Source organism: Thioalkalivibrio sp. ALMg9, assembly GCF_000380625.1.
GTDB lineage: Bacteria > Pseudomonadota > Gammaproteobacteria > Ectothiorhodospirales > Ectothiorhodospiraceae > Thioalkalivibrio > Thioalkalivibrio versutus.
Window position 1 is genome coordinate 164,012 of the sequence record NZ_AQYC01000009.1, and the last position, 16,641, is coordinate 180,652.

Annotated in this window: 13 protein-coding genes and 1 riboswitch; of the genes, 10 read left to right on the plus strand and 3 right to left on the minus strand. The window is 66.6% G+C overall.

Annotation, left to right across the window (positions count from 1 at the left end):
* Positions 1–14: 14 nt before the first annotated feature.
* The 3 genes from F792_RS0109955 to fnr all read right to left on the minus strand — a co-directional run bounded on the left by F792_RS0109955 (position 15) and on the right by fnr (position 1,878).
* Positions 15–584, minus strand: a complete 570-nt coding sequence (locus tag F792_RS0109955) for a DUF2058 domain-containing protein (RefSeq protein ID WP_018169462.1) — start codon at positions 582–584, stop codon at positions 15–17.
* 72 nt (positions 585–656) lie between these two features.
* On the minus strand, positions 657–1,154 hold the full coding sequence (locus F792_RS0109960; protein WP_018169463.1) for a DUF2390 domain-containing protein: 498 nt from the start codon (positions 1,152–1,154) through the stop codon (positions 657–659).
* Positions 1,147–1,878, minus strand: coding sequence for a fumarate/nitrate reduction transcriptional regulator Fnr (gene fnr, locus F792_RS0109965; protein ID WP_026313073.1), 732 nt, complete (start codon positions 1,876–1,878; stop codon positions 1,147–1,149). Before fnr ends, F792_RS0109960 begins: the two co-directional genes overlap by 8 nt.
* Before the next feature lie 291 nt (positions 1,879–2,169).
* Between fnr and F792_RS0109970 the strand changes: the two genes are divergently transcribed.
* From F792_RS0109970 to cobA, 10 genes are all read left to right on the plus strand, one after another.
* Positions 2,170–3,408 (plus strand): cyclopropane-fatty-acyl-phospholipid synthase family protein, encoded by a 1,239-nt coding sequence (locus tag F792_RS0109970; RefSeq protein ID WP_018169465.1) that lies wholly within the window; start codon positions 2,170–2,172, stop codon positions 3,406–3,408.
* Positions 3,409–3,545: 137 nt separating this feature from the next.
* Entirely contained in the window at positions 3,546–5,444 is a 1,899-nt protein-coding gene (locus F792_RS0109975) for a hypothetical protein (RefSeq protein ID WP_018169466.1), read from the plus strand.
* Positions 5,445–5,532: 88 nt separating this feature from the next.
* Positions 5,533–5,780: riboswitch (cobalamin riboswitch) on the plus strand.
* Positions 5,781–5,920: 140 nt separating this feature from the next.
* Complete coding sequence (locus F792_RS0109980; protein WP_018169467.1) at positions 5,921–7,711, plus strand: TonB-dependent receptor domain-containing protein; 1,791 nt, start codon at positions 5,921–5,923, stop codon at positions 7,709–7,711.
* A gap of 3 nt (positions 7,712–7,714) precedes the next feature.
* Positions 7,715–8,269 carry a cob(I)yrinic acid a,c-diamide adenosyltransferase gene (locus F792_RS0109985; RefSeq protein WP_026287978.1) on the plus strand — a complete coding sequence of 185 codons (555 nt, stop codon included), beginning with the start codon at positions 7,715–7,717 and terminating at the stop codon, positions 8,267–8,269.
* Positions 8,270–8,382: 113 nt separating this feature from the next.
* Complete coding sequence (locus tag F792_RS0109990) at positions 8,383–12,936, plus strand: cobaltochelatase subunit CobN (RefSeq protein ID WP_026305949.1); 4,554 nt, start codon at positions 8,383–8,385, stop codon at positions 12,934–12,936.
* A gap of 150 nt (positions 12,937–13,086) precedes the next feature.
* Positions 13,087–13,530: a MotA/TolQ/ExbB proton channel family protein gene (locus F792_RS0109995; RefSeq protein ID WP_018169470.1), complete on the plus strand. Its 444-nt coding sequence runs from the start codon at positions 13,087–13,089 to the stop codon at positions 13,528–13,530.
* Entirely contained in the window at positions 13,527–13,817 is a 291-nt protein-coding gene (locus F792_RS0110000) for a DUF2149 domain-containing protein (protein ID WP_018169471.1), read from the plus strand. Before F792_RS0109995 ends, F792_RS0110000 begins: the two co-directional genes overlap by 4 nt.
* Positions 13,818–13,876: 59 nt before the next feature.
* Positions 13,877–14,491 carry a cob(I)yrinic acid a,c-diamide adenosyltransferase gene (gene cobO / locus F792_RS0110005; RefSeq protein WP_018169472.1) on the plus strand — a complete coding sequence of 205 codons (615 nt, stop codon included), beginning with the start codon at positions 13,877–13,879 and terminating at the stop codon, positions 14,489–14,491.
* Complete coding sequence (locus F792_RS0110010) at positions 14,488–15,780, plus strand: cobyrinate a,c-diamide synthase (RefSeq protein ID WP_018169473.1); 1,293 nt, start codon at positions 14,488–14,490, stop codon at positions 15,778–15,780. The genes cobO and F792_RS0110010 overlap by 4 nt, the downstream gene beginning before the upstream one ends.
* On the plus strand, positions 15,777–16,631 hold the full coding sequence (cobA, locus tag F792_RS0110015; protein ID WP_018169474.1) for a uroporphyrinogen-III C-methyltransferase: 855 nt from the start codon (positions 15,777–15,779) through the stop codon (positions 16,629–16,631). The genes F792_RS0110010 and cobA overlap by 4 nt, the downstream gene beginning before the upstream one ends.
* Positions 16,632–16,641: the final 10 nt, after the last annotated feature.

Consider the following 16,641-nt stretch of genomic DNA (forward strand, 5'->3'; position numbering starts at 1 on the left):
GGATTCCCCTGCAGTCACCACATGAGGTCGTCGGGTACGACGTAGTCCTTGTACGGGTCGTCCGGGGCGGGTTCCGATCCGGTTTCGTCCTCGGCGGGGATGACCAGTGGCCATTCCGGATCGCGCTCGCGGATGCGGTCGGCGGTCTCTCGCGGGATGACCCGGAACCCCTTTTCCGGGCGCACATCCAGGCCGGCAAGCGCGGCGCGGCCATCGGCCAGGCGCTTTTGCAGGTCGGCGGTCACCGGGAGGTGGCGGATCTGCCCGCCCTGCTGGAAGTGATAATCCAGCGCGGCATCGCCGGTGGGGATTGGCGCCAGGTGGGTGCTCACTAGTTCGCGGATCTGCGCGTGGCGCGCCCGGCGTTCGGCACGCTCCTGCTGTTCGCGGTTCTTCTGTCGCGAACGCTCGGCCTGCTCGGCCTTGCGCGCCTCGGCAACGCCTGGCTCCGGACCGGTATTGCGGTCCTTTTTCTTTTTCGCGTTGCCTTTCTGGGCCTTGTGCTTTTGCGACTTGGCCTGGCGAACCTGTTTTTCGTCCACCAGCCCCTTCTTCAGGAGCTGACTGCGCAGATCTTCCGACATGAATCCTGCCGTGTTCGGTCAATGTGCGGGGAGCATAGCCGGAATCTGCCCTCGCGTGCAGCACGGCGCCGGTCAGGCCGCGGCAAACGCGCGCACTCCGTCGCGGATCTCGGCATCCGGCAGATCGGGGAACAGGGTGCGCAGTCGGCGCTGGGGATCGATGGCGTTGGCCCCGGTGCTCTGTTCGGCCTGGCGTCGGGCCTCTGCGAGCAGTTGCAGGCCGCCGAGGCGCTCGCTTTGCAGCTCCAGCGCCAGTACGGCGCGGTAGAGCGTGTCGCGTTCGGGGGTGTGGAGTTGCCGACGCAGTACGCGGAGGCGTTCGGTGGAGGATGCCTGCCAGCGCCGGGCCGTTTCCCGTAGTGCCCGCCATTGCGGGGTGCTCAGGGGCTGCGGGTACCACAGGGCAAACAACGCCAGCATCACGTCCACGCCAAAATCGTCCTGCCAGCGCATCAGGCGCTCACGCGCGACGGGGTCGGCCCAGAGGCTGGCGGCGAATGCCCAGAACGGGGCGAAGTCTGTGGCCAGTGGGTCTTCCCCTGGCTCCGGCTTGGGTCCGGGTTCAGGCACTGCTCGCGGCGGAGGTGAAGGTGACCCCGGCCGTGTTGCGCAGGCCGTCGGGCTGGAGGATCTCCAGATCCCGGGTGTGCAGGTTGATCACACCCTGGTTGCGCAGCTGAGTAAACAGGCGGCTGATGGTCTCCTGGGTCAGGCCCAGGTGGTTGGCGATGTCTGCCCGTGACATGGGCAGGTAGAACCGCTCGGGGGACAGGCCGCGGGCGCGATGGCGTTCCGACAGGACGATCAGGAAGGTCGCCAGACGCTGCTCCGCGGTACGTTGGCCGAGCAGGGCGTGCAGGCTTTCGTCCTGGGCCAGTTCCTGACTCATCACGCTCATCATGTGCTGGCGGAAGGTCGGCAGGCGGCCGGCGAGGTCGTCGACATGGCCGTAGGGCACGGCGCAGACGCTGGTGGACTCCAGCGCAATGGCACTGACCGGGTGCTTGCCGGAGTGGATCGCGTCCAGCCCCAGGAGGTCGCCGGCCAGCGCGAAGCCGGTGATCTGTTCGGTCCCGTCATCGGAGATCAGCACCGTTTTCAGTGCCCCGGTGCGGACCGCGTACAGCGCTTCGAACTTGGTCCCCATGGTGAACAGGGGCGCACCCTTGGCGATCGGCCGGCGTTGCTGGACGATTTGGTCGAGTTGCCAGAGTTCATCCTGGGGCAGGCCCATGGGCAGGCAGAGCTGGCGCAGGGTGCAGTGCTGGCAGGCTTGGGTGGGTCGTAGCGTCATGGGTGCAGGGTAGCCGTTTTTTCGACGTTGGGGAAAGCGATCTTCGGGGTATGCCATCGGGGATGGGAATGCGGTACTGTCCCCATGAGTTGTAGGCGATTACAGAAGGGTTTGCTGTCGGTCAGCCGGGCCGCACATCGAGATGGCTCGATGTCTTCTCCCTCCGGCGGCTGCGTGGACAATGCGAGACATCGGTTATTAGACTGAGTCTAGAGTCTGCGGCACGGTCACGTTCGGCGTTACGCGTGGGGGCTGAGAGACCCGACCGCTAGAACAAGGACAGGGGTAGAGATGATCGAGCGGTTACTGGAGCAGTACATACGCTACGGGGCCTTCGTGCTGCGGCATCCGGATGGCCGTGAGCAGCGTTTCGGGAACGGCGCGCCGGAAATCACCATGCAGGTGCATGACAAGGCGGCGTTACGCAAGATTGGGCGCGACCCGGGCTTCCAGCTGGGCGAGACCTACATGGACGGCCTGTGGTCGCCCGGCCCCGAGGGCCTGCAGGTGTTCCTCGACGTGGCCATGCGCAACTTCGCGCCGATGTTCAAGCAGCGGGTCAACCCTGCAGTGCGCATGCTGCGGGCCCTGATCGAGCAGGGCAACAAGGTGGCGCGCTGTTACCAGAACATCGCCCATCACTACGACGTCGATGAGTGGCTTTATCGTCAGTTCCTGGACGAGGGCATGTTCTACAGCTGCGCCTATTTCGAGCGCCCGGATATGACGCTGGAAGAGGCGCAGCAGGCCAAGTGCGCGATGCTGCGGAAGAAGTTGATGCTGGAGCCGGGCATGCGGGTGCTCGACATCGGTTGCGGCTGGGGCGGTCTGGCCTTCCATCTCGCCGAGCATGCCGGTGTCCATGTCGATGGCGTGACGCTGTCGAAGGAGCAGTTGCGGGTTGCCCGTGACGAGGCCAAGCGTCGGGGGCTCGAGGATCGGGTGCGGTTCCTCTATCAGGACTACCGCGAACACGACGATCAGTACGACCGCATCGTCAGCGTCGGCATGTTCGAGCATGTGGGCACGCCCAACTACGAGACGTTCTTCCAGCGCGTGCATGATCTGCTGAAGCCGGAAGGCATTGCGGTGCTGCACACCATCGGGCGTCAGGAACCACCGAGTACCTCCAACCCCTGGCTGAGCAAGTACATCTTTCCGGGCGGGTATACGCCGGCCCTGTCCGAGGTGATGGGCGCGCTGGAGCCCACGCCGCTGTACACCACCGATATCGAGTTCTGGCGCCTGCATTACGCCGAGACGCTGGCCGAGTGGTATCGCCGCTTCCAGAAGGTGCGGCCCGAGGCCGTCGAACGCTTCGATGAGCGTTTCTGCCGCATGTGGGAGTTCTACCTGGCCAGCTGTGAGGCCACCTTCCGCTGGTGGGATCAGGTGGTCTTCCACGTGCAGATGGCCAAGCAGCAGGATGCGGTGCCGTTGACCCGCGATTACCTCTATCGTGACGATGCCCCCGAAGTGATCTCCACACCGCCCGGGAAGGCCCGGGCACAGCCCAGCGACGCCGCCTGAAGGCGAGGCGAGGGGAGCGATCCGGGGCCGATCCCGAAAGTACTGCAAAACTCGGGCGAACCGAACGCGCATTCCCTACACTAGTGGTCACGTTGCGGCCATGCCGGCGGTAACCACCCATTCCGGAGCAGGGGCGCGTGTTCGGTCGCTTTCGTAAACGCAGGGAGGCACAGGGCCAGGAAAGCCCGCAGGCCGGCGGACCGTCACAGGAACACGTCCTGATCGAGGCGGCCGGGCGCAGCCGCATTACCGAGGTGGCCGCCACCGCGCGGCGTGTTCCCTGGTCGCTGAACTTCCTGCAGTTGCTGTGGGCCGCCGGGCCAGTCACGTTCCTGGCAATGCAGGGCGGCTACTTTCTCGGTTTCGGCCACGCCGCCCCGGCACAGAACTTCATCTTCTTTGCCGTTTACACCCTGCTGTTCGGGGTCATCGGCCTGGTCGCGCGCTTCGTGGCGGACGCCACACGGGGCAAGCGCCAGGAGCGCTCGCGCGATCAGCTGCGCAACACCATCGACTTGCTGCCGGATCTGCTGTTCGTCACCCGCGACCTGGCGATGGGAGAGATGACCCCGGACATGCGCCGGCGCAAGGCAGCCCAAGTCCTGCTGCACGAAGTGGATATCGCCCCCGAGGCCGTGGCGGTCGCGGTGCGCGAGATGACCGGCGATGCCAGCTTGGCGGCCGCCGCGGAGCAGATCGAGATTTATCGTCGCCTGGGTCTGCGCTCGCGCGTCGCGGATCTGGTGGATGCGACCGAGGACTCCCGGCTCGCGGCCCTGGAGAAGCTGCATCACGAGGCGCCGGAGGTTGCGGATCTCCTGCGCGACCGCTTGCGGGGCGTGGCGCCAACCCAGGAGGACGGTGTGCGCCGGGTGGATCAGTTCCTGGATCGACTGTTCTCCGCCGCGGACGCCGATGACCTGGCGCGCTGCACCCTCGATGACGTACAAGCGATCTTTGTCCTCGCCTTCGAGTTGGTGAACGGACGCCAGATCAAGCGGCTGAGCTTCGAATGGTCGGGGGGCTGGCAGCTCGGGGCTGCCTTGGACCGCCTCGAATCCCAGGGCAACCGCTTCCGTGTGGCTCAGGCCGGGGTGGTCAGCCGCCTGCGCTCGCTCGGCATCCTGCTATCCCAGCACGAGGCGTCGGGCCTGGATCCACAGGCCCTGCGCGAGCCGATCGTCAGTCTGGGTCGTCAGGTGCTGGAGGCGCTGCAGCGACTGGAGGATCTCGAACCTCCGGAAAATTCCGCGGATGGGCAGCTCATCGGTCTTGCGCTGCGCCGAGTCGAGGACCTGCGCGAGGCGCGCGACCACCTGATGCAGTCGCAAAGCCGGTACACCAACGCGGTAGAACGCTGGGAGGCCCTGCGTCGGGCGCAGGTGGAGAAGCGGGGCGAGAAGCGCTGGTTCAAACGCAGCGTGCGCGGCATCCGGGTGAGCGAGGAGCTGATCGAGCTGACCGACGACCAGAAGCTGAAGCTGGCCAGCCACTTCTGCTCTTTCCTCAAGGAACTCAAGATCGAGCGCGAGGGTGACCTGTTTTACTTTGGCGGCTCGGCACTGGATGCGGAGACCGCCAAGCGGATCGGGATCCAGCTCGCCTTGATCATGGAGCCGCTGGTGGATCTTACGAATCCCAGTATCCAGCGCGCGATCTATGCCAACCCCGCGGCCTATCTGGGCGGGCTCTACGTGGGCATGAGCGCGGATGCCAAGGCAGGCCTGGGCTCGGCGATGGTGCGCAAGGTCCGCCAGGATCTCGGGCGCATGGCCGAGTGGCTGGCGATGCGCCTCACGCGCATTTATCACCTGCCATTGAGCGATTCCATGCGGGACTTCCTGGTCAGCCACTATGGGGCCAACCGCGAGCGCCTGGACATGCTGGCGACCCATCCCGGGGACGAGTCGCACCCGGTGGCGTTACGCGCCGAGCGCTCGCCCGAGTTCGACGCCATGCTGCAGGACAAGACTTGGGGGCTGCTGCTCAAACGCGGTACCCGCTATCTGTATGCCGAGGAACGGCGCCGCCGATGATTGGTTCAGACATGCGAACCTGGGCAGCTCCTTTCGGCATCGCGCGGCGGGTAGGTTAGCGGCTGGTAATTTTGCGCCCAACTGTGTAGGGTTCGCTACGTTCCTCGGTGCCCGACCAAGCACGGCTTGGCGGGTTAAACGGGAAGATCGGTGAGTCTCCGACGGGCCGCAAGGCCCTGGGATGAATCCGACGCTGCCCCCGCAACGGTGATCGAGCGAGAGACCGCCCGTCGGTTTCTGATGGTCGCGGCCAGTGCCACTGAACCCTGGGTTCGGGAAGGCGCCGCGCCGGAACGCTCGTCAGTCCGGAGACCGGCCAGGGAATGATCGCGCGGCATGCGGCGGGCATGCGAGGCGGATGATCGGGCCTGGCCGTTCGCCGGTCGTGGCCGATCCCCCTCGTGTCTGTCTCCCCCTGTCTGTGCGATCCCGACGAATCAACGGCGTGCGGGCGGCTCGCCGGGAGACAACAAAAAATGAAACGCACAGCACTTTCCGCGGCCATCCTTCTGGCCACTACTCCCGTTCTGGCGGACACGCCGGATACCAACGAAGCGCAGACCCTGGAGACCGTCCAGGTCACCGCTTCGCGCATCGCACAGACGGTAGACCAGACTCTCGCGGCGGTGACCATCATCGACCGTGAAGAGATCGAGCGCCTGCAGCCCCAGCAGTTCACCGATCTTCTGGAAGGGCGAGCCGGCATCGAGACCTCCCAAAACAGCGCCTTCGGGAAGACCACTTCCGTCTTCACCCGGGGGTCGAGCTCTGGGCACACCCTGTTGCTGGTCGACGGAGTTCGAATGGGTTCTGCGACGGGTGGCGGGGCAAGTTGGCAGTTCCTGCCGCCGGAGGAGATCGAGCGCGTGGAGATCGTGCGCGGACCGCGCACCAGTATCTACGGTTCCGACGCGATCGGAGGGGTTGTGCAAGTCTTCACCCGTGAAGGCCGCAAGGGGCCGCCGAAGGTTAGTGCATTTTTCGGTGGCGGTAGTTTCAATACGTGGGAGGTCGGCGTTGGCGTAGCGGGTGGTACCGATAACACGAACTACAGCTTCTCGGTCAGCCACTTCGATACCGACGGCATCAACGTCCAAGACGGTGTGGGCGATGAAGACCGCGATGGCTATGACAACACCTCGCTTGCCACCAAGGTCTCGCACCGGCTCGATAATGGAGTCGAGGTTTTCGGTAATGTGCTGTATTCAGAGGGTAGAACCGAAATAGACGGCACTGAAGATGAAACTGATTTTCGGCATGCCGCCCTTCGTGGTGGCTTGCGAGTGCCTGTAACCCCTTTTTGGGATACCGAATTCAGTGTTAGTCACAGTCGCGATGAGAACGATAATTTCAACGAAGGCGCTTTTTCTTCTCGCTTCGATACCAAACGCAACGGTGTGGATTGGCGAAACGATCTCGAGATAACGGATCGTGTTTATTTGATTGCCGGCATCGATGCGTATGAAGACCGGGTGGATAGCACCACCGATTATGCTGAAGATTCTCGGTACAACGTTGGAGCATACTCGGTGATTCAGGTTGGCTTGGGCCGCCATGATTTCGAGGGAAGTTTGCGTTACGACGACAATGAACAGTTTGGCGACAAGGTGACAGGGCAGGTAGCCTGGGGTATGCAGGCTACCAACATCCTACGGCTGCGCGCGTCTTATGGAACGGCCTTCAATGCGCCTACGTTTAACCAACTGTATTGGCCGGGGGCGGGTGATCCAGAACTTCAAGCAGAAGAGTCCGAAACGGCTGAAATAGGCCTTCGCGCTAGCTTTGATCAAGGGTATCTGGATGCCTCGATTTTCCAATCGAGAGTGGAAAAAATGATTCCAGTTTGGCCACCTGAAAACGTCGACGAAGCGAGGATTTCCGGGCTTGAGTTGGAGGGTGGATACGAACGTTATGATTGGATTTCGCGCGCTTCGTTGACCCTTCTGAATGCAGAGGATCGTGAAACAGGCAATGAACTTCCTCGCCGGTCCCCGGTAACTGCCCGCTTCGATCTGGATCGGCAGTTCCAAAGTTTCTCGGTCGGGGGGTCTGTGATCGCGAAGAGTCGCTCGTACAACGATGCCAACAACGATGAACAGCTGTCTGGCTATGGCCTTCTGAACCTGCGCGCGAGCTATCAGATCCATCCGGAATGGCAGCTTCAGGCTTCGGTCCAGAACGTGTTCGACAAGGACTACGAGACGGCGGGCGGCTACAACCAGCCGGGGCGTGCCGCGTTCGTGAAACTGCGCTATCAGCAGAGGTGATCCATGGGTAATCGACTGTCGAAGATTGCGACCCGCACGGGTGATGAAGGCCGAACCGGCCTTGGTGACGGCTCGCGAGTGGACAAGGACTCGCATCGCGTCGAGGCCTTCGGTGATGTGGATGAGCTGAACAGCGTGATCGGCCGGTTGCTGATCCATGACCTGCCCGAAGAGGTCCGGCGCTCGCTGGCGCTGGTGCAGCACGAGCTGTTCGACCTGGGGGCGGAACTGGCCGTGCCGGGCCATCAGGCGTTGCCGGATGCCTCCGTGGAGCGTGTGGACGTGGAGCTTGAGTCCTTCAACGATGATCTGCCGGCCCTGGAGGAGTTCATCCTCCCGGGCGGCGGGCCGGCCGCGGCCGATTGTCATATCGCCCGTACGGTCTGCCGCCGGGCGGAACGGCGTCTCGTTGCGCTCAATCACCACGAGGCGTTGCGCCCGGGTTCGCTGGCCTACATCAACCGGCTGTCGGATCTCCTGTTTGTGCTCTGTCGCGTCCTCGCGCGCCACGAGAACGGCGAAGAGGTCCTCTGGCAGCCGGCCAGCCGGCGTGGCTGAAGCGCTCTTCTGAGGGGCGCCGCTGCGGCGGCGCCCCAATCCCATTGCAGTGGTCGCTGGCGTGTCGGGTACACGCCTCGCGGCCCCTTGCGCCTGTTTTTCGGGAAATCTCCATGCGTGTTCGTTGCACGAGTCTGATTGCTTTGGCGTTTTTTCTGTTCGGGGTCGGGACGGCCGGGGCCGGGCCGCTCGTGGTGGGGGTTGTCTCCGATCGCTCGGCGGCGGAGGTCGCCGCCGGGGCGCATCGCTTCCTCGAGGCCCATCCGGAGGCCGAGGTCGTTCTGCGCACCCCGGAGCAGCTCACGGAGAAGTCGGACGAGGCGGTGGCGGCGCTGTGGCGCGAGGCGGACGCGGTGCTCGTGGCGGCCGTCTTCGGGGATCAGGCCGCGCGCCTCGATCGCCTGTTGCGGGAGGCCCCGCCGCCCGAGGGAGCCCCGATCCTGGCCATCAACAGCGTTCGCCACCTGACGGCGTTGTCGCGGATCGACGGTGAGGCCGTACTCGCGGGGCTCGATGACGAGGTGCGCACCGAACTGGCGGCCAACCCCGAACCGGGCGAGGACCCGCGCGCGCACCTGGCCCGACAGCAGGAGCGCTTCCCCGAACAGGCGGACTGGCTGACCGGGCGCGCGTTCTACCAGGGGCGCACGCCGGAGAACATGGAGGGCCTGATGCGCTGGCTGGCCGCGCACGGCGGCCACGCGATCGACGTGCCCGATCCGGACCCGCGCGAGACCATCCGTTATTACCGTCATGGCAGCTCCAGTCCCGATCCGGACGCTCTCGATCTGGAGGCGGGTCCGGCCGTGGCGCTGCTGGATCTGGATACCGGTGACCGGCCGGGCGACCGCGCCCTGCTGGATGCGGCCTGCGAGGTCCTGGAGAACCGCGAGATCCAGTGTTTTGTGGTGCTCGCGCGCTGGGGCGGGGCGAGCCGCGAGGCGGTCGAGACACTCGCCGATACGATCGGGCCGGCGGATCTCGTCGGGATCGTGAGTCTGCAGGACTTCGTGGTCGGCGGGGGCGGCAACCGCGAGGCGGTGGCCGAGGCCTTCGGCGAGCTGGATGTCCCGGTGATCAAGGGCATCCGCCTGGCGGACGTGAGCGCGACCCAGTGGCGGCTGTCGCACGAAGGCATTCCCTGGGACAAGGTGCACTACCACGTGGCCATGCCGGAGTTGCAGGGTATGAGCCAGCCGATGGTGCTGGCGGCCGCGGGCGCCCCGGAACAGGATGAACGCACGGGTGTGCGCCTGACACTGACCGAGCCGGTGGGCGAGCGCGTGGAGGCTTTGGCCGACCGGGTGGCAAGTTGGCAGCGGCTGCGTGCCCTCGACAACGCGCACAAGCGGGTCGCGGTCGTCTACTACAACCATCCGCCGGGTCGCCAGAACATCGGCGCGGACAAGCTGGATGTGCCCGAGTCCCTGCTGGAGATGTTGCAGCGGCTGGAGGCGGCCGGCTATGACCTGGGCGACAACGTGCCGGAGGATGCCGAAGCCCTGCTGGACATGATCCAGGACCGGGCGGTGAATCTCCCGGAGCAGGCAGATGCGCTGGACGCGATCGCCGGCCGGGTGGCCGCGCTCGATCGCGAGCAGTACCAGGCCTATTTCGACGGCCTGCCGGAGTCGATCCGGGCCGAGTTGGTGGATGGCCCGATCGGCTACCTGCAGGCGAGGCTGGAGGCGGCCAAAGCCGCCGACGAGATCGATTTGGCACAAGCCGCGCTGGAAAGCGGTGTCGGTGATCTGCGCCACATGCTCGAGAGCTATCCGCACGCGGCCCAGGATCGGGCGCTGGACCTGCTGGCACAGTTCGAGGCGGCCTGGGAGGCCACGCTGGCGGGTGAGGACGCGCATGCGACGACCGAGCAATTGCGCAAGGCGCTGGTGCGCACGGGCATCCCCGGCCTGACCGGCTGGGGCGAGCCGCCGGGCGAGGCGATGACCCGCGACGGCGAGATGCTGTTCCCGGGGATCGAGTTCGGCAACGTGTTCATCGGCCCGCAGCCGCCGCGCGGCTGGGAGGTCAGCGAGCGCCTGCTGCACGCGAATACCACCTTCCCGCCGACCCACCAGTATGTTGGTTTCTACCACTGGATCCGCGATCACTTCGAGGCGGATGCGCTGGTCTATGTCGGCCGCCACTCGACCCGCGAATTCCTGCCGCGTCGGCGGGCGGGTCTGGCGGCAGATGACTACCCCGAGATCCTCGGGGGCGCCCTGCCGATCATCTACCCCTACATCGTCGATGGGGTGGGCGAGGGCATCCAGGCCAAGCGCCGGGCCATGGGCGTGATGATCAGCCACCTGACCCCGCCATTGGCGGCGACCGAGCTGTACGACAGCCTGCTGGAACTGCGCCAGCTGGTGGAGACCTACGAGGCCGCGGCTCAGCCGGATGCCGCCACCCGTTCGCGGGCGGTACAGACCCTGCGCGAACGTATCGAGGATCTCGGCCTGACCGAGACCATCGAGCGGGAAATGGCCCGGGGGCATCATCACGACCACGGGCACCACCATGACGACCACGGCGATCACCACGTGGGTCATGACGAAGAGCCCGACACCACCGGGCATGGCGAAGGTCATGCGGACGAACATGGCGACGAGCAGCGTGACGCGGACCATCACCGGGAACATGGGGATGAAGAGCACGAGCACGCCCATGAGCATGATCATGAGAACGAGCATGCGGATGAGGGGCATGACGAACACGCCACGACCCGGCTGTCCGAGATGGACGAGGAGTTGCTGGTCCACGAGATCGGCCACTACCTGACCGACATGCAGGAAGACCAGATGCCCCTGGGGCTGCACGTGTTCGGGCGCGACTGGAGCGACGAGGCCGTGGACACGATGCTTGAGTCGATGGCCGGTGACGACGCGATCGGCGACGACTGGGACGCGAAGCTGCGCGGATCGCCGGCCAGCGAGCGTGCGCATCTGCTGGCGGCCCTGGAGGGGCGTTTCGTGCCGCCGGGGCAGGGCAACGATCCGATCCGGACGCCGGAGGTGTTGCCGACCGGGCGCAACTTCCATGCCCTGGCGGCGGATCTGGTGCCCACGCGCATTGCCTGGGGCATTGGCCAGGAACTGGCCGCGGATGCCCGTGAGCACGGCGATCCCGAGGCCGACGGCAGCGAGGCGATCATCCTCTGGGCGTCGGATACCGTGCGCGACGAGGGCGTGATGATCGCCTTCGGCATGGATATGCTGGGCATTCGCCCGGCCTGGAACAGTCGCGGGATTGTCCAGGGACTGGAGCGCATGGACCTCGACGAGGCGGAGCGTGACCGCCGTCGCGATGCCCTGTTCACCACCTCCGGTTTGTTCCGCGACCTGTACGAGGACCAGCTGGTGTGGCTGGATCGTGCCGCCCGCCTCGCGCTGGATGGCTCGTCCGAGATCATTCTTGCGGAATACCCCGAACTGGAAGAGGCACTGGAGGCGGCCCTGGCCCCGCTGGGGCAGGACCTGCGCGATCCGGGCGACGAGCCGCTGGCGCGTAACGATGTGGCCGCGCAGTGGGTGGAGGACACCCAGGCCCTGCGTGCGGCCGGGCTCGATGGCGCCGGGGCCGGGCAGCAGGCGGCCCTGCGCGTGTTTGGCTCCGCGCCCGGGGCCTACGGCGCGGGGGTCAACCGGCTGGCGGATCGCTCCGGCGCCTGGGAGGACCGTGCCGAACTGGGTGCGGCCTACCTGCGGCGCATGGGCCATGCCTACGGGGCGGATGAGTCCGGTGGCTCTGCGCACGAGGCCTTCGAGGCCCGTCTGGGCCAGGTCGGACGGACCTACCTCGGGCGGGCCTCGCATCTCTACGGCCTGCTGGACAACGACGATGGGTTCGACTTCCAGGGCGGTCTGTCCACCGCGGTCGAGAGCATCCGCGGCGAGGTGCCGGACAACCGCGTGCTGCAGCACGCCGATCCGGACGACCCGCGGGTGGAGACCCTGGGCCGCGCGCTGATGCGCGAATTGCAGGGGCAGAACCTGAACCCGCAGTGGATCGAGCCGCTGATGGATCACGGCTATGCCGGGGCCCGCACCATGGCCCGGGACTTCGTCGACAACCTGTGGGGCTGGCAGGTGACCAACCCGGAGATCATCCGCTCCTGGGTCTGGGACGAGGTGCACGACGTGTACCTCCAGGACCGCCACGGGTTGGGGATGCAGGAGTTCCTGGCCGACGGCCACAACGTGCACGTGAAAACTCACCTGCAGGCCGTTCACCTGGTCGCGGCCAGCCACGGATTCTGGGACGCCGATCCCGAGGTGCTGGATGCATTGTCCGAGCGCTTCGCGGAACTGGTCGCCGAGCACGGCCTGCCCGGCAGCGGTCACACGCGCCCGGATCACCCCATGCTGGACGAGGTGGCCGAGCGCCTGGACGACGCCGAGCTGCGCGCGGCCTTCGAGGCGGTGCGGGCGGCCGCGCAGATCGACCGGGCGGAGCCCGAGGCCGACCCCAGTCGCGTCACCGAGATCCAGCCGCTGGAAGACCCTACCGCGCAGGAGGCGCAGGAGATCCCCGAGCCGGCCGAGGCCGACGGCGGCCAGGAGACCGGCGACGAGGCGGCGGGCATGCCCTGGCTCCCCTGGCTGGTTGCCGCTGCGCTGTTCCTGCTGCTGCTCGGCGGCATCGCCACGGGCCGGCGGCGTTAACGGCTGGGGGCGGGAAATCCCCGGGCCCTGTACGTGTAGGAGCCGAGCCCTCTCGGCGATTGCGGCGTTGGTTACGCCCCATCGGCCAGAGGCTGGCCTCCTACAGAAGGCCGTACGAATGGCTGAACAAAGGTTAATGAGGTAACGCGAATGTCGTTCTCGATCACGATGGAACTGATGGACACCGTGGTGCGCTGGCTGCTGGAGCCAGTGATCGTTGGCCTGCTGGTGCTGGTCGCGGTCGCCGTCTGGGAGCTCGGGCTGGCACTGGGTGAACGCTCCGGTGGGGTACGCCGTCTGGAATTGAGCGGCGATGCCGAACGCCTCGCTTACCGTGCCCGGCGGCGCATCGACCGCGCCGATCTGCTGGCGCGCATCGGCCCGATGCTCGGGCTGATGGGGACGTTGATCCCGCTGGGTCCGGGGCTGGCCGCGATGGGCCGGGGCGAACTGGAAATCCTCGCCCAGGCCGTTACGGTGGCGTTCAACACCACGGTGCTGGGGCTGCTGATCGGTATTCTCGGCTTCCTGCTCGGGCGGCTGCGCCGGCGCTGGTACGACGCGGCGATGGAGCGTATGGAGGCGGTGGCATGAGGGTCCCGCACTACCGAGCCTCGCGCTTCGACGCGCCCGACGAGGAGCCGATGGGCCCGCTGGCCAATCTGGCCGACATCATGCTGGTGTTTGCCGTCGGCCTGATGGTGGTGATGGCCGCATCGGGCGGCGGGTTGGAGCCGGCCAGTGGCGGCGCCGAGATCGAGCCCGGGCGCGAGATCCCGGACCCGCCCGAAGGGGCCGGCGAGGCCGGCTCGGGTTTCGAATCCATGGGGCAGGTCTACCGCGATCCGGAGACCGGACGGATGATCCTGATCGGCGAATAGCCACTCTAGGCGCCGTCCGAATGCCCGTATGACGCAACGAATCAAGGAGTAACAAAACGATGAGCGAAGACACCGAAGCGGCTCGCGCCGAACGCCACGCCCAGCGCATGGCGCGCAAGAAGGAGGTCGTGGACCGCAAGATCGCCGAAGCCCAGGAGGAGAAGGGGGTGTTCCTGATCCTGACCGGCAACGGCAAGGGCAAGAGCTCCTCCGGCTTCGGCATGGTCGCCCGTGCCCTGGGGCACGGCATGCAGGTGGGCATCGTCCAGTTCATCAAGGGGCAGTTCGCCACCGGCGAGGAGGCCTTCTTCCGCGGTCAGGACAACGTGCAGTACCACGTGATGGGCGAGGGCTACACTTGGGAGACCCAGGACCGCGAGAAGGATGTCGAGGCCGCCCGCGATGCCTGGGCGCATGCCCGCGACATGCTGCGCGACCCGAACGTCGATCTGGTGCTGCTCGACGAGCTGCACATCGCGCTGAAATACCAGTACCTCGACGTGGCCGAGGTCCTCGAAGAACTGGCCAACCGCCCGCCGATGCAGCACGTGATCACCACCGGCCGCGCCGCGCCCAAGGCGATGATCGAGGCGGCCGATACCGTCAGCGAGATCGGTGTGGTCAAGCACGCCTTCCAGGCCGGCATCAAGGCGCAAAAGGGGATCGAGCTGTGAGCGTGAGCTGCCCGGCCGCGTTCGTGGCGGCCCCGGCCTCGGGCCAGGGCAAGACCACGATCACCGCCGCCATCGCTCGCTACCACCGCAACCAGGGCCGACGCGTGCGCGTGTTCAAGACCGGCCCCGACTTCCTCGACCCGATGATCCTGGAGCAGGCCTCCGGCCACCCGGTGGATGCGCTGCATCTGTGGATGGTGGGCGAGGCCGCCTGCCGGGCGATGTTGTACGAGGCGGCACAGACGTCCGACCTGATCCTGGTGGAGGGATCGATGGGGCTGTTCGACGGGGATCCCTCCGGCGCGGATCTGGCCCAGGCCTTCGGGTTGCCGATCCTGGCGATCCTGGATGCCAGCGGTATGGGCCAGACCTTCGGGGCGCTGGTGCACGGCTTGTCGACCTATCGCCCGGGCTTGTCATTCGCCGGCGTGATCGCCAATCGGGTGGGCAGCCCGGGGCATGCCCGGATGCTGGAGGACTGCACCCCGGACGCGATCCGCTTCTTCGGGGCCGTGCAGCGCAACGAGACGCTGAGTGTCCCGGATCGTCACCTGGGCCTGGTTCAGGCGGGCGAGATCGCCGACCTGGATGCGCGGCTGGAGGCCGCGGCGGCTGCGATCGAAGAGGCCGGCGTGACGGGCCTCCCGGAGCCCGTGACCTTTCATCCGGAAGCGATCGCGCCGATCACGGCGACCCTGTCCGGCGTACGCGTCGCGATTGCACGGGATGCGGCCTTCGCGTTCATGTATCCGGCCAATCTGCGTCTGCTGGAGAAGATGGGCGCCGAACTGCGGTTCTTTTCCCCGCTTGCCGGGGATGGGCTGCCGGAGGCCGATGCCGTCTGGCTCCCGGGCGGCTACCCCGAGTTGTATCTGGATCAACTGGCCGCCAATACCGCTCTGAAGTCGGACCTGGAGGCCCACCATGCGGCCGGTCGCCCTATCCTGGCGGAGTGCGGGGGCTTCCTCTATCTGCTGGATGAACTGGCCGACCGCGAGGGCCACACCGCGGCCATGGCCGGACTGGTGCCGGGCAAGGCCCAGCTGGCGGACCGCTTGCAGGGCCTGGGTCTCCAGGCGGCCCCGCTGCCGGAGGGCGAGTTGCGTGGACACACCTTCCACCACACCCGCTCCGAGGTCGGCCTGGAACCTTACGACCATTGCTGGCGGGCCCGCGGGACGGGGTCGCAGGGGGAGGCGATCTATCGCGATGGTCGCCTGAGCGCGACCTATCTGCACGCCTGGTTCCCGTCCAACCCCGAGGCCACGGCGCAGCTGTTTCGGCCATGAGTGATGCGCAGCGGGATAATGTGACGCGGATCGGACCGGGGGCACGCGCCGGGGCCAGCATCCGGCTGGGCGGCGAGCGGCGGGCCGGCTGCGTGGATCTGGTCGGCGCGGGTCCGGGCGATCCGGGGCTGCTGACACTGGACGCGGTAGCCGCGATGCAGCACGCCGACATCCTGCTGCACGACCGCCTGATCCCGGATGCGATCCTGGAACTGGCGAACCCGGAGGCGCAGCGGCTGTACGTGGGCAAGGCACGCTCACGGCACAGCTGCGATCAGGGGGACCTGAACGAGCGCATGATCGCGTTGGCGCGGGAGGGGCACTACGTGGTGCGCCTGAAGGGTGGGGACCCGTTCGTCTATGGTCGCGGCGGCGAGGAGGCGGCGGCGATCGCCGCGGCCGGGATCCCGGTCCGCATCGTGCCGGGGATCACCGCGGCGGGTGGCTGCGCGGCGTATGCCGGGATCCCGTTGACCCATCGCGATCATGCCTATCGCTGCCAGTTCGTGACCGCCCATCGCCGCGCCGGCGAGACCGATCTGGACTGGGCCTCGCTGGTCCATCCGCAGCAGACCCTGGTCGTCTACATGGGGCTGCACACCCTGGCCGAGGTCTGCGGCGAGATGATGGCGGCGGGCGCGGATGGCGCGATGCCGGCCGCGTTGGTGGAGCAGGGCACGCGCCCGACGCAGCGCGTCATTGAGGGCACGCTGGCGGACCTTCCCGCGCGGGTTGCGGATCTGGCCATCCAGTCGCCCGCGTTGCTGATCGTGGGCGAGGTGGTGCGCCTGCGCGAGACGATTGCCACGCCGGGCTTCGAGCCCGGGCCGGGGACGCATGAAGTCGGCTGATCGCTACAGT

Coding starts and splice junctions, on each gene's coding strand:
- F792_RS0109955 (WP_018169462.1), bottom strand. CDS start 584: ATGTCGGAAGATCTGCGCAGTCAGCTCCTGAAGAAGGGGCTGGTGGAC.
- fnr (WP_026313073.1), bottom strand. CDS start 1,878: ATGACGCTACGACCCACCCAAGCCTGCCAGCACTGCACCCTGCGCCAG.
- F792_RS0109970 (WP_018169465.1), top strand. CDS start 2,170: ATGATCGAGCGGTTACTGGAGCAGTACATACGCTACGGGGCCTTCGTG.
- F792_RS0109980 (WP_018169467.1), top strand. CDS start 5,921: ATGAAACGCACAGCACTTTCCGCGGCCATCCTTCTGGCCACTACTCCC.
- F792_RS0109985 (WP_026287978.1), top strand. CDS start 7,715: ATGGGTAATCGACTGTCGAAGATTGCGACCCGCACGGGTGATGAAGGC.
- F792_RS0109990 (WP_026305949.1), top strand. CDS start 8,383: ATGCGTGTTCGTTGCACGAGTCTGATTGCTTTGGCGTTTTTTCTGTTC.
- F792_RS0109995 (WP_018169470.1), top strand. CDS start 13,087: ATGTCGTTCTCGATCACGATGGAACTGATGGACACCGTGGTGCGCTGG.
- F792_RS0110000 (WP_018169471.1), top strand. CDS start 13,527: ATGAGGGTCCCGCACTACCGAGCCTCGCGCTTCGACGCGCCCGACGAG.
- cobO (WP_018169472.1), top strand. CDS start 13,877: ATGAGCGAAGACACCGAAGCGGCTCGCGCCGAACGCCACGCCCAGCGC.
- cobA (WP_018169474.1), top strand. CDS start 15,777: ATGAGTGATGCGCAGCGGGATAATGTGACGCGGATCGGACCGGGGGCA.